This is a genomic window from Pseudomonas sp. WS 5011, assembly GCF_012985775.1.
Taxonomy (GTDB): domain Bacteria; phylum Pseudomonadota; class Gammaproteobacteria; order Pseudomonadales; family Pseudomonadaceae; genus Aquipseudomonas; species Aquipseudomonas peli.
Genome location: NZ_JAAQXA010000003.1, coordinates 131,690 through 144,667 on the forward strand (window position 1 = coordinate 131,690; position 12,978 = coordinate 144,667).

The 12,978-nt window shown below is 60.0% G+C and carries 13 protein-coding genes; 9 read left to right on the forward strand and 4 right to left on the reverse strand.

All coding sequences use genetic code 11. The features are described from left to right. The first annotated feature begins 24 nt into the window (after positions 1-24). The 5 genes from HBN63_RS04660 (at position 25) to ggt (ending at position 4,946) form a co-directional block, all read left to right on the forward strand. Positions 25-570, forward strand: a complete 546-nt coding sequence (locus tag HBN63_RS04660; protein WP_170048580.1) for a twin-arginine translocation pathway signal protein — start codon at positions 25-27, stop codon at positions 568-570. Between the two features lie 43 nt (positions 571-613). After that, the gene (locus HBN63_RS04665) at positions 614-2,209 is read left to right on the forward strand and encodes a GMC family oxidoreductase (RefSeq protein ID WP_170048581.1); all 1,596 of its coding nucleotides are present in this window, start codon (positions 614-616) and stop codon (positions 2,207-2,209) included. Positions 2,210-2,331: 122 nt separating this feature from the next. Then, positions 2,332-2,811, forward strand: coding sequence for a pantetheine-phosphate adenylyltransferase (gene coaD / locus HBN63_RS04670; protein ID WP_170048582.1), 480 nt, complete (start codon positions 2,332-2,334; stop codon positions 2,809-2,811). 174 nt (positions 2,812-2,985) lie between these two features. Next, a complete protein-coding gene (locus HBN63_RS04675) occupies positions 2,986-3,237 on the forward strand; it encodes a YfhL family 4Fe-4S dicluster ferredoxin (RefSeq protein WP_090250215.1) in 252 nt (83 codons plus the stop codon). Continuing rightward, on the forward strand, positions 3,234-4,946 hold the full coding sequence (gene ggt, locus HBN63_RS04680) for a gamma-glutamyltransferase (RefSeq protein WP_170048583.1): 1,713 nt from the start codon (positions 3,234-3,236) through the stop codon (positions 4,944-4,946). The genes HBN63_RS04675 and ggt overlap by 4 nt, the downstream gene beginning before the upstream one ends. An 81-nt stretch (positions 4,947-5,027) precedes the next feature. Here the strand turns inward: ggt and HBN63_RS04685 are convergent, their stop codons facing one another. From HBN63_RS04685 to HBN63_RS04700, 4 genes are all read right to left on the reverse strand, one after another. Continuing rightward, complete coding sequence (locus tag HBN63_RS04685) at positions 5,028-5,366, reverse strand: multidrug transporter (protein WP_170048584.1); 339 nt, start codon at positions 5,364-5,366, stop codon at positions 5,028-5,030. Positions 5,367-5,442: 76 nt separating this feature from the next. Further along, positions 5,443-6,021: a lysophospholipid acyltransferase family protein gene (locus HBN63_RS04690; RefSeq protein ID WP_170048696.1), complete on the reverse strand. Its 579-nt coding sequence runs from the start codon at positions 6,019-6,021 to the stop codon at positions 5,443-5,445. Positions 6,022-6,103: 82 nt separating this feature from the next. Continuing rightward, positions 6,104-6,916 carry a bifunctional DNA-formamidopyrimidine glycosylase/DNA-(apurinic or apyrimidinic site) lyase gene (mutM, locus tag HBN63_RS04695; protein ID WP_170048585.1) on the reverse strand — a complete coding sequence of 271 codons (813 nt, stop codon included), beginning with the start codon at positions 6,914-6,916 and terminating at the stop codon, positions 6,104-6,106. 79 nt (positions 6,917-6,995) lie between these two features. Further along, positions 6,996-7,808: an HDOD domain-containing protein gene (locus HBN63_RS04700; RefSeq protein WP_167144312.1), complete on the reverse strand. Its 813-nt coding sequence runs from the start codon at positions 7,806-7,808 to the stop codon at positions 6,996-6,998. Positions 7,809-7,993: 185 nt separating this feature from the next. On the opposite strand from HBN63_RS04700, the gene HBN63_RS04705 reads away from it, so the two are divergent. The 4 genes from HBN63_RS04705 (at position 7,994) to HBN63_RS04720 (ending at position 12,978) form a co-directional block, all read left to right on the forward strand. Beyond that, a complete protein-coding gene (locus HBN63_RS04705) occupies positions 7,994-9,190 on the forward strand; it encodes a class I SAM-dependent rRNA methyltransferase (RefSeq protein WP_090250228.1) in 1,197 nt (398 codons plus the stop codon). A gap of 274 nt (positions 9,191-9,464) precedes the next feature. Further along, complete coding sequence (locus HBN63_RS04710) at positions 9,465-10,580, forward strand: ABC transporter ATP-binding protein (RefSeq protein WP_170048586.1); 1,116 nt, start codon at positions 9,465-9,467, stop codon at positions 10,578-10,580. Positions 10,581-10,617: 37 nt separating this feature from the next. Further along, entirely contained in the window at positions 10,618-11,691 is a 1,074-nt protein-coding gene (locus HBN63_RS04715) for an ABC transporter substrate-binding protein (RefSeq protein ID WP_170048587.1), read from the forward strand. 54 nt (positions 11,692-11,745) lie between these two features. After that, positions 11,746-12,978, forward strand: a complete 1,233-nt coding sequence (locus HBN63_RS04720) for an ABC transporter permease (RefSeq protein ID WP_170048588.1) — start codon at positions 11,746-11,748, stop codon at positions 12,976-12,978.

Below are 12,978 nucleotides of genomic sequence, written 5' to 3' on the forward strand. Positions count from 1 at the left end.
ATGGCCTGCTCGGTGAAAACAATAATGCCTGACACCACCCTTGAAACGCCCAACCTGAGCCGACGCAGCCTGCTTAAGGTTGGCTTGATGGGCTCAGCTCTGCTTGCCACAGCGGGACTGACTGCCAGCCTGAGCGGCTGTTCAGCCAGCACGCCAAAAGCCGGTTTTGCGGTGATCCGCGAGTCTGACCTGGCCTTCCTGAACGCCTTGATCCCGGTGATGCTGGCCGGCGCCGTAACCACGGAACAGCTGCCGCAAGCGGTATCAAACACCCTCGCGAACCTTGATTACAGCCTTAACCACCTATCACCGGAACTGCTCAAACTGACCGTGCAGCTGTTCGATGTACTGGCACTGCCGATCACCCGCGGCCCGCTTACCGGGATTTGGGGTAGCTGGGAGAACGCCTCAAGCGACGATGTACAGGCCTTCCTTGACCGCTGGCAGAACAGCTCCATCGGCCTGCTGAAAATGGGCCACGCGTCGCTGCTGCAACTGGTGATGATGAGCTGGTACAGCCGCCCAGAGTCATGGGCGCATTGCGGCTACCCCGGCCCACCGACAGTTTGAACTTGCGGCATCTCTAATAAGAATTCGCCTGAGAGCACCCTAAATGCCTGTACCCGACAGTTTCAAAGAAGGCTTGGCCCGTGGTTGGAAAACCTACAACGGCTCACGCCTGGACAACGACCTGACCCTGGAAGCCGACGTGGCCATCGTTGGTAGCGGAGCCGGTGGCGGCACCACAGCGGAGATTCTCAGCGCTGCCGGATTCAAAGTGCTGTTGATTGAAGAAGGCCCGCTGAAGACCAGCGACGACTTCAAGATGCTCGAAGACAAAGCCTACGCCAGCCTCTATCAGGAAGGCATCGGCCGCATGAGCAAGGACGGCGCCATCACCATCATGCAAGGCCGCGCGGTGGGCGGCACCACGCTGATCAACTGGACCTCGAGCTTCCGCACCCCTGCCCCAACGCTGGAGCACTGGGCCGCGGAACATGGCGTCAAAGGCCATAGCCCTGAAGAAATGGCGCCCTGGTTCGAGCAAATGGAACAGCGCCTCGGTGTAGCGCCCTGGGCTGTACCGCCAAATGCCAATAACGCGGTGATCAGCAGCGGCTGTGAAAAATTGGGCTATGAGTGGAACGTCATACCGCGCAACGTACGCGGCTGCTGGAACCTCGGCTACTGCGGGATGGGCTGCCCGACCAATGCCAAGCAATCGATGCTGGTCACCACCATCCCCGCCACCCTGGAAAAGGGCGGCGCGCTGCTCTATCTCGCCCGCGCCGATAAATTACTGATCGACGGCGATCACGTTACCGGGATCGAATGCCTCGGCATGGACGAGCGCAGCGTCGCACCCAATGGCCGTAAAATTACGGTCAAAGCCAAGCACTATGTCTTGTCGGGCGGCGGCATCAACACCCCTGGCTTACTTCTGCGCTCGAATGCGCCAGACCCACATCAGCGCACCGGCAAACGCACTTACCTGCACCTGGTGAACTTCTCCGCAGCCTTGTTCGAGCAGGTGATCAACCCGTTCTACGGCGCACCGCAGTCGATCTACTCCGACCATTTCCAATGGGATGACGGCACCGCTGGGCGCCTCTCCTACAAGCTCGAAGTGCCGCCGCTGCAACCGGCGCTGACAGCGACCCTGCTCGGGCGCTTCGGCATCGACAATGCCATGCGCATGGAACAGCTGCCCAACACCAACGTGATGCTCGCCCTGCTGCGCGACGGCTTCCACCCGGAGAGCGCCGAAGGCCGCGTGGAACTGCGCGGTGACGGCAGCCCGGTGCTCGACTACCAAATGACCGACTACACCTGGGATGGTGTACGCCGCGCCTTCCATACCATGGCCGAAATCCAGTTCGCCGCTGGAGCCAAGGCAGTGCTGCCGCTGCATGCCGATGCCGGTTACGTGAAAACCCTGGCCGAAGCCAAGAGCCTGATCGATAACCTCAGCCTGGAGCTGTACCGCACCCGTCTGGGCAGCGCACACGTGATGGGCGGCTGCGCCATGGGTGAGGACCCGCAGCAGGCCGTCACCGACAGCCTGGGCCGCCACCACCAGCTGAGCAACCTGTCGATCCATGACGGCTCGCTGTTCCCCACCAGTATCGGCGCCAACCCGCAACTGTCGGTCTATGGGCTGACCGCCAAACTTGCGAGCAAACTCGCCGAACGTCTCAAGTCCGCCTGATGGCGAGGTATTCACGGGCCCTTGCCGGCCCATGAATCGCCTGGATCGGTGGCACCTGACTTGGCCACGGGGAAACGCTGCGCTACCATCCGACTCCCCAACGGACCCGCCAGGACGTCACGATGAATCGAGTGTTATACCCAGGCACCTTCGACCCCATCACCAAGGGGCACGGCGACCTGGTCGAGCGTGCCGCACGGCTGTTCGACAGCGTGATCATTGCGGTCGCGGCCAGCCCGAAGAAAAACCCACTGTTCAGCCTGGAGCAACGCGTTGAGCTGGCACGTGAAGTCACCAAGCACCTGTCGAACGTTGAGGTCGTGGGGTTTTCTACTCTGCTGGCACACTTCGCCAAGGAACAGGGCGCGAATGTATTCCTGCGCGGTCTGCGCGCGGTCTCCGACTTCGAATACGAGTTCCAGCTGGCCAACATGAACCGCCAACTGGCCCCCAATGTGGAAAGCCTGTTCCTCACGCCGTCGGAGAAGTACTCATTTATCTCCTCGACCCTGGTGCGCGAAATCGCCGCGCTGGGCGGTGATATCACTAACTTCGTGCACCCAGCCGTGGCTGCCGCGCTGACTGAACGCTTCAAGCGCTGACCACTGAAGCCTCTGTTCACGACTGAAACGCTGTTGTTATCCAACTAGGGTGGCGCACTCCAGATCGTGGGCAAGGCGCGTGCATGCGCGGCCCTGATGCGGCACAATTCCTCTCATAGTCTTCCTGCACACATCTAGGCTGCGCCTGCGGGCTGCAGCAGGAGTTGTTCTGTCATGTCCTTGATCATCACCGACGACTGCATCAACTGCGACGTCTGCGAACCCGAATGCCCGAATGCGGCGATCTCCCAGGGTGAGGAAATCTACGAGATCGACCCCAACCTGTGCACCGAATGCGTCGGCCACTACGACGAACCCCAATGCCAGCAGGTCTGCCCAGTCGATTGCATCCCGCTCGATGAGAACAACGTCGAGAGCAAGGATGAATTGATGCAGAAGTACCTGATCATTACCGGTAAAGCATGAAGACCGGCCGCCTGATCCGCGGCCTGCTCCCCTGGCGCCCTCTGCTCGGTGCGCTTGCCTTACTGTGTGCCTTTGAGCTGCAGGCTGCTGCTCAGCCTCAACATATCGCCATTGCCAGCGCACACCCCGCCGCCACCGTGGCCGGGCAAGAAACCTTGGCGCTGGGTGGCAATGCTTTTGACGCAGCGGTGGCCATCAGCGCCGCCCTGGCGGTAGTTGAACCTTACGGCTCGGGCCTGGGTGGAGGCGGTTTCTTTCTGCTGCGCGAAGCCGGGGAATCGCCTACCTACCGCTTTCTCGATGCTCGCGAACGCGCCCCGCAAGCCGCCCACGCCGATCTGTACCGGGTCGACGGCGAAATCCGCAAAGACCTTTCGCTGAATGGCGCACTGGCTGCTGCTATCCCCGGCCTGCCGGCCGCACTGGTCGAACTGGCCGAACGCTTCGGCCGTCTGCCATTGCGCGATTCACTGGCCCCGGCAATCCGACTCGCCAGCAGCGGCGTCAGCATCGACCGGGTCTACCGTGAGCGCGCGGGCTGGCGCATCGAGGCCATGCGCCAGGATGTGGAAACGGCGCGGATCTTTCTCGACAAAGGCGAAATACCTGACGAATTCGGCCTGCTGCGCCAACCGGAGCTGGCACGTACACTCGAACAGCTCGGCAGCCGGGGCCGTCCAGGCTTCTACGCCGGCACGGTCGCGGAGCAGCTGGTCAAGGCCGTAAGGGATGCGGGTGGCATCTGGACGCTCAAGGACCTGACCGACTATCGCATCGTTGAACGCCAACCCCTGCGTGTCTCATTGAATCAGGGCCGCGAACTGATCAGCGCACCTCCGCCTTCTGCCGGTGGCATCGCCCTAGGACAAAGCCTGCTCATGCTGCAGCAGTTGCCCTGGCAGACAACCGACCGTGTGCAACGCACACACCTTATCGTCGAAGTACTGCGCCGCGCCTATCGGGATCGCGGCCTGCTGGGTGACCCGGACTTTGTTCATAACCCGACGCAGCACCTGCTGGCACCTGCTCATCTAAAGCAGCTAGTCAGCAGCATCGACCCTCAACGCGCTACCCCAAGTGACAGCCTACCGCCCAGCAACACCTGGCATGAAGGCGACCACACCACCCACTTCTCGGTGCTCGACACCGAAGGCAATGCCGTGGCTGCCACCCTGTCGGTCAACCTGCCTTTTGGCGCAGCCTTCACTGCACCCGGAACCGGCGTATTGTTGAACAACGAGATGGATGACTTTGCCGCCGACGTCCAAGGCAGCAATGCCTACGGCCTGCGTGGTAGCCAGGCCAACAGCATCGCCGCCGGCAAACGGCCGTTGTCGAGCATGAGCCCAAGCTTTATCGAAAGCACCGAGGATTTCGCCAGCTTCGGCACGCCAGGCGGCAGCCGAATTCCCAGCATGGTTTTGTTAGCCATGCTGGAGTACCTGGATCATCAGCCGATTGAACAGTGGCTGGCAGCTGTACGCTTCCACCACCAGTTCCGCCCAGACCTGATCGAACATGAGCCGAACACCTTCAGCCCAGTAGAAATTAGGGCGTTAGAAGCTTACGGGCATCAGTTTAAATCGACAGGCAGGCAATACGGCAATCAACAGGTGCTGTACTGGCACAAAAAAGACGGGAAAGTTTCAGCGGCAAGCGATCCGCGCGGGATCGGTACGGCGGTGATCACGCCCGCTGAGCCACGGTAATACGGGTTACTGAAAGGGGGCAGAGGGTCTACTAGGGCCGCCAAAGAAAACACTGCAGCAGCCCAGTACTAGGGAACGTTATCAGTTTTTCTTGTAACCGTTGGTGGTACAACCCAGGCAGCGCACAAATGCTGCTTCGCCAGGCTCAACAACCAGTGCTTTGCCTGCCTCACCAATATTACCGCCCGCGGCCGTAAATGGCAGGCTCACTACAAACACACCAGCCCCAATGACAGTGGCAGCAATCAACAATGGACGTGCAATGAGTAGATCGCCAACCATGGAAAAAGCTGGCGGATATCCAGTGGTATACATAGGGTCGCCACTGCTGTTCTGCTGCGCTACGTCAGCATAAGCCGGCAGCGCCAGCAGGCCAGTGGTCAGCGCCAGAGCAGCAGCGGTTGAGCGGAACAGTTTCATGGGGCGATCCTTCAGCTATTAGGAGGCGGTGAGACTAACTATAACAGTGCATTGGTAATTGTCAGCGTGACGGCCGTCAATCGCCATAAAAGGCATATTCAGGTTTTTTCGGAATAAAGGGCCGATAAAACGCCAGTATCTTCTCTAGATCGGCTGCTTCATCCCCGCTCGGCACAAAAGTCGGACCAATAAAGACGCGGCGATTTTGATAGTCCAACGCCCCGAGCACAATCGGTACGCCAGCGCCGAGGGCGATGTGGTAAAAGCCCATCTTCCACCGCTCAACCTTTTTGCGCGTACCTTCGGGTGAAAGGATCAGCATAAATTGCTGATGCTCGCTAAAGGCCCGCACCGCCTGCTCGACCGTATTCCCCTGACGCTCACGGCGAATGGCAATGCCGCCCCAGAACCGCATCAATGCGCCAAAGGGCCAGCGGAAAATCGTGTGCTTGCCGAACCAACGAGCATTCAGACGCAGCACGAACTTCACCGCGATAAAGATCACAAAGTCCCAGTTGGACGTATGGTGCGCGCCGATCACCACAAATTTATCGAGCTTCGGCAGTTCACCTTCGATGCGCCACCCCATCAGTTTCAGCGCCAGACGCCCGACCCACTCGGCCAGAGGGTTACGGGGTAAATAGTTACCGGACATCATTACCTCGGTCATTCTTATTGTTGTGTTGTTCAGCTCAAACACAGGTGCCAGCGGCCAAAGTTAACCTGGCAAAAAAGTCTTAGCGTTGGCAGCGCGGACAATACACGCTGGCGCGCTGACCCAGCTTGACTTCACGTAACGTGCTACCACAGGTCTTGCAAAACTCACCGCCACGCCCGTACACAAACAGCTCCTGCTGAAAATAACCGGGTTGTCCATCACCACCGACAAAATCGCGTAGCGTGGTACCACCGCGCTCGATGGCATACGCGAGGATGCGTTTGATCTCATCCGCCAGTTTCAGATAACGCGCCCGCGACACTGAGCCTGACTCACGGCGCGGGTCGATGCCCGCAGCAAACAGCGCCTCGCTCGCATAGATATTGCCAACGCCCACCACCACCGCGTGGTCCATGATGAAGGGTTTGACGGCCATGGCACGACCACGGGACAACTGAAACAATCGCTCGCCATCGAACAGGTCCGTCAGCGGCTCGGGGCCGAGCTTGCTGAGCAGCACATGGCTCAGCGGATCACTGCTCCATAGCAATGCACCGAAGCGCCGCGGATCGGTGTAACGCAGCGCCAGGCCCGATTCCAGCTCGATGTCCACATGTTCATGCTTGGCCGCCGGCAGGCCGCACTCGACCAGACGCAGACTGCCAGACATGCCCAGATGGCTGATCAAACTCCCGGTTTCAGCCTTGATCAGCAGGTACTTGGCACGCCGCTCGACACACTCGATGCGTTGCCCGGAGAGCTGGATATCCAAATCTTCGGGAATCGGCCAGCGCAAGCGCCGCTCGCGCACAATGACGCGACTGACGCGCTGACCTTCAAGGTAAGGCGCAATGCCGCGGCGAGTGGTTTCTACTTCTGGAAGTTCGGGCATGGCAGATCGTCAGGTGAGCCGAAAAACGGGCGCTCACCTTAGCAGGAATGGGTAAAAGCGACGAGTCAGGCAGCCCGGGCTAGCTTGCACCCATGTCACGGATGCTCTCGCGCAGGTTCTCGAAGTCATACTCCGACAACCCGACATATTCCAGCACCAGCTGTTCGATGCTCTGCCATTCAAAATCATCGGGCTGGTTACCCAAGACGCGATAGCTCGAGCAAATGTGCTCGGCCATTTTGAGAATCGCCAACAGGGTTTTCAGCTGCGCATCCCGACTGGAGTCTTCTGTGAAAATTGCCAGCGCATTGTGGTGACTGGCAATGGCTTCGCACAGGTGCAGCGGCAAGTTCCATGATTTCGCCGTGAAGTACCCCACTACCGCGTGGTTGGTGTTCAGCAGGCGGTTCTCGGTATCCACCACACGGCGCTCATCGGTCGCACTGGCATAGGCTTCTTCAAGTACGGTCATGTAATTGGGGAAGCGCTTGATCATCAGCGGGATGCCACAGTTGTGGAACAAGCCGAGGGTGTAGGCCTCATCGGGGGAGTGATAACCGATGCGCTTGGCCAGCGTCAGGCAAGTCATGGCCACATCCTGAGCGGTGTCCCAGAACCGGTTGAGGGTGACGATGGCCTCATCCGTCAACTCACCACGGATCGACTGAGCGTTGATCAGGTTGATCACCGTGTTGCAGCCCAGCAGGTTGACCGCCTGCTGAATCGAGGCAATGCGATTGGTCAGGCCGAAGAACGGTGAGTTCACCAATTTCAGTAGCGCACCGGACAGCCCCGGGTCGTGGCTGATCAATTTGGCGATCGTCCGCAGATCCGGGTTCGGCATCACCTGCTCCATCTGCAAGTCCACCATGATCTGCGGCTGCGGTGGCACGCTGATGCCCTGCAGCACCTGCTGGATATATTCGGCGGAGAGCTCTTGAGACATGACGGACACAACCGGTATGAGAGGTATTAGACAGTCTAGCTAAACCCACAACACTTCCACAGACGACTTTTGTAACCGACCCAAGGCGGCGCAACCCGCTATAATTCCGCTCTTTTTTCGGAGTTCCCAGCATGTCCATGCCCAGCCTGCGCCTGAAAGCCAACGCCGATCGACGCCTGCGCGCCGGCCATTTGTGGGTGTACAGCAACGAAATTGACGTTGCCGCCACACCGTTGAGCGGTTTTGCCGCTGGCGATCAAGCCGTGCTCGAAGCCGCAGGGGGTAAGCCGCTGGGTATTGTCGCAATGAGCCCGAACAACCTCATCTGCGCGCGCCTGCTCTCGCGTGACGTCAAGCACGTGTTGGACAAATCCCTGCTGGTGCATCGCCTGAACGTCGCCCTGTCGCTGCGTGAGCGGCTGTTCGATAAACCCTGCTACCGCCTGGTGTATGGCGACTCCGATCTGCTGCCGGGCCTGGTGGTCGACCGTTTCTTTGACATTCTGGTGGTGCAACTGGCTTCCGCCACCATGGAACGCCACAAGGACGACGTGCTCGCCGCCCTGATCCAGGTGTGCAAACCCAGCGGCATCCTGCTCAAGAACGACTCCGCTGCCCGCGATGCAGAAGGCCTCGCGCGTTATGTGGAAACCCCATTCGGCGTGGTGCCGGAGTGGGTTGCCCTGGAAGAGAACGGCGTGAAGTTTGAAGCGCCAGTGATCGAAGGGCAGAAGACCGGCTGGTTCTACGACCACCGCATGAACCGCGCGCGCCTGGCGCCTTACGTCAAAGGCAAGCGCGTACTCGACCTGTTCAGCTATATCGGCGGCTGGGGCGTGCAGGCTGCCGCCTTCGGTGCTAGCGACGTGATGTGCGTGGACGCCTCCGGTTTCGCCCTCGACGGCGTGGAGCGCAACGCTGCACTGAATGGTTTGACCGACCAGGTTGCCTGCGTCGAAGGCGATGTTTTTGAAGCGCTGAAACAGCTCAAGGCCTCGGAAGAGCGCTTCGACGTGATCGTCGCCGACCCACCCGCCTTTATCAAACGCAAGAAAGACCAGAAGAACGGTGAAGGCGCGTATCGCCGTCTTAATGAACAGGCAATGCGCTTGCTCAACAAGGACGGCATCCTGATCAGCGCCAGCTGCTCCATGCACCTGGAAGAAGACAACCTGCAGAACATCCTGCTGACCAGCGCGCGCCATCTGGACCGCAATATCCAGCTGCTCGAACGCGGCGCTCAAGGCCCAGACCACCCGGTGCACCCTGCCATCGCCGAAACCCGTTACATCAAGAGTCTGACGGTGCGTCTGCTGCCCAACAGCTGAGCACCTGCACCTGCCGAGTGCATGTCGGCAGGTGCTTCTTTCTCTCCCGCGCTGTTACCACTCCCCACACCCGTCTGGCGCAACCCCGCGCCTGGGCTAGGCTTGCCCCCAGCACTGCGGCGTCCGCGATGAACCACAGCGGACTGGCACAGTGCTTGCCTAACTTGAACATTCAAACAAGTTCCCGCCGCTACAGAGAAGCGGGGCTGCGAATTCAAGCATTCAGATAACGGCCACAAGCTGCTGTCTGTTCAGAGCACATTTGGGGAGGGGTATGGCTGACCTGGCTGGGGACAAACCGTTCCTGCAATTCACCAACGTAAAGAAGACTTACGACCACAAGAATCTAGTGGTCAAAGATTTCAATCTGGATGTGGCCAAGGGCGAATTTATCACCCTGCTCGGCCCTTCCGGCTCGGGTAAAACCACCTGCCTGATGATGCTCGCCGGGTTCGAGGACGTGACCAGCGGCGAGATCCTGATCAACGGCCGCTCGGTCACCAGCATCGCGCCCTACCAGCGCAATATCGGCATGGTGTTCCAGCAGTACGCGCTGTTCCCGCACATGACCCTGCGTGAAAACCTCGCCTACCCGCTGAAGATCCGCAAGCAGCCCAAAGAGGTGATTCGCGCCAAGGTCGATGAGTACCTGTCGCTGGTCGAGCTGCTGGATTTCGGCAACCGCTTCCCCGGGCAACTCTCCGGCGGCCAGCGCCAGCGTGTAGCTCTGGCTCGTGCACTGATCTTCGCCCCCGACATCGTATTGATGGACGAACCCCTCGGCGCGCTGGACAAGAAGCTGCGCGAGCAGATGCAATTCGAGATCAAGCGCCTGCACGAGCAACTCGGTTTTACCGTGATCTACGTGACCCACGACCAGACCGAAGCCCTGACCATGAGCGATCGCATCGCCGTGTTCAACAACGGCATCGTCCAGCAGTGCGCGCCGCCCCATGTGCTCTACGAGCGCCCGGCCAACCTGTTCGTCGCCGACTTTATCGGCGAGAGCAACAAGCTCAAGGGCGTGATCGAAAGTGTCGGCGAGGACAACGTGCAGGTGCGTTTGGAGGATGGCGGCCTGGTCAGCACCCTGAAAGCCAACTGCACCGAAATCGGCCAGCCCACCACCGTGTCCATTCGCCCGGAAAAGCTCAGCTTTACCGAACGCCTCGGCAGCACCGGCAATCAGGTGATGGCGCGCTTCGTCACCCGGCATTACGTCGGCGAATACATCCGCTACCACTTCGAGACCGGTGACGGCACCGAGCTGGTGGTGAAGAACATGAATGACAGCAGCGCCCCGCAACTCAGTGCCAAGCAAGAAGTAGCCCTTGCCTGGCTGCCGCAAGACAGCCAGGCACTGGATCGCCCAGTCGTCACACCAACCTGACCCTCATAACTAGAAGCAGAAGCAATGGAGCACAGCAATGGCTAGAACACTGACCACCCGCTTTTCCACCTTCGCCCTCGCCGCCGCCCTGGGCACGGCAAGTTTTGCCGCCAGCGCCGAGGAAACCCTGACCGTGGTGTCATGGGGCGGCTCCTACGGTGCAGCCCAGCAGAAACACGTGATTGACCCGTTTATGAAAGACACCGGCAACAAGGTGCTGTTCGAGGACTACACCGGTGGCGTAGCCGAGATCAAAGCCCAGGTCGAGTCCGGCAATATTCAGTGGGACGTGGTCGACTTCGAAGTGATCGACCTTGAACGCGCCTGCTCCGAAGGCCTGCTGGAAAGCATCCCGCGTGACATCCTGCCGCCAGGCGTGGACGGCGTACCCGCCGTGAAGGACTTTATCCCCGAAGCACTGGCCAGTGAGTGCGCAGTCGGCAACATCGTCTGGTCGGTGGTGTTCGCTTATAACGAGAAAACCATCGGCGGCACCAAGGCCGCGAGCATCGCCGACTTCTTCGACACCAGCAAAATCCCTGGCAAGCGCGCCATGCGCAAACGGCCGCAGGTGAACATGGAGTGGGCCTTGCTGGCTGACGGCGTGCCGCCAGGCGAAGTCTATGACGTGCTGTCGACCCCAGAAGGCCAGGCCCGCGCCTTCGCCAAGCTGGACACCATCAAGAAGGACATCGTCTGGTTCGACTCCTGGTCCCAGGCTCCACAACTGCTCAACGATGGCGGCGCGGTGCTGGTGCAATCGGCCAACGGTCGTTTCTATGACGCCATCCGCCAAGAAAACAAACCCTTCGTCATCGTCTGGGACGGCCACGTCTACGACCTAGACGCCTGGGCCATCGTCAAAGGCTCGCCGAAAAAAGACCTGGCACTGAAATTCATTGCCTACGCCACTGGCTCCACCCCACTGGCCGGCATGCCGGACGTGGCTTACGGCCCGACGCGCAAATCCTCCATGCCGCTGGCTGACCAAAGCGCCGCACCGCACCTGCCGACCGCTCACCTGAGCAAAGGCATCCAGGCCGGCTCGGACTTCTGGGCTGACTATGGCGAATCCCTCGGTGAAAAATTCAACGAGTGGCTGTTGAAGTAACCCGCTATGACCCCTCTCCTGCCGGAGAGGGGTCAGGATTTTCGGAGTAACGCCTTGTCCTCCCTCACGTCTACCGAAGCCAGCCAAGCCTCCAGCGCCCGCAACAAGAAGCGCCTCACCGCCTTTCTGTTTGTCGTGCCGCTGCTGGTGTTTATCCTGCTGACCTTCGTCGCACCGATTGCCAGCATGCTCTGGCGCAGCGTCCATCACCCAACGGTGGCCGCCCTGATTCCGCTGACCCTGCACGAGCTGCAACGCTGGGACGGCAAAGCGATTCCTGATGATAAAACCCTGAGCGTGTTCGCCCAGGAGCTGCATAGCCTGGCCAAAGAGCGCCAGTCCGGCAAATTGGCCGAAGAGTTCAACCGTGCCTCGGCGGGCATGTCCAGCGTGGTCAAGTCCAGCGCACGCAAACTCGGTCGACTGCAAGGCGAACAACTGCAGCAGCAGGGGGCCGAGGTCCTGCTCAAGTCGCACCGCAACTGGAGCAAGCCGGAAATCTGGTACGCCATCCAGCGCGCGGGCAAGCCTTACACCTATGACTACTACCTGACTGCGCTCGACCTGGAACTGCATCCCGAGCAGGGTATTCAGGTACGCGAAGACACACAGATCTACCTACAGCTGTACAGCAAGACCCTGACTATGGCGCTGGTCATCACCCTCTTCTGCGCGCTGCTCGGCTACCCACTGGCCTACTACCTGGCCGGTCTGCCGGAGAACCGCGCCAACCTACTATTGGTACTGGTGCTGCTGCCGTTCTGGACCTCGCTGCTGGTACGTACCACGGCCTGGATCGCCCTGCTGCAGACCAACGGGGTGATCAACTCCTTCCTGCTTGGCACCGGCCTCATCGGCCAACCCATCGAAATGCTCTACACCTCGTTTGCCACCGTGGTGGCGATGACCCATATCTTGCTGCCATTTATGATTCTGCCGCTCTACAGCGTGATGCGCGGGATTGACCCCAGCTATCTGCGCGCGGCGCTGTCACTGGGTGCACGACCGATTCCAGCCTTTGCGCGTATCTACTTCCCGATGACCCTGCCGGGCCTGAGTGCCGGCGCGCTGCTGGTGTTTATCATCTCGGTTGGCTACTACATCACCCCGGCACTGGTCGGTGGCACCGATGGGCAGATGATCAGCAACATCATCGCCTTCCATATGCAGCGTTCGAACAACTGGGAACTGGCTGCCGCGCTGGGCTCCCTGCTGCTCGGCCTGATCCTGCTGCTGTACTGGCTGTACGACCGCTTTGTCGGCGCCAGCAATATCAAACTGGGCTAA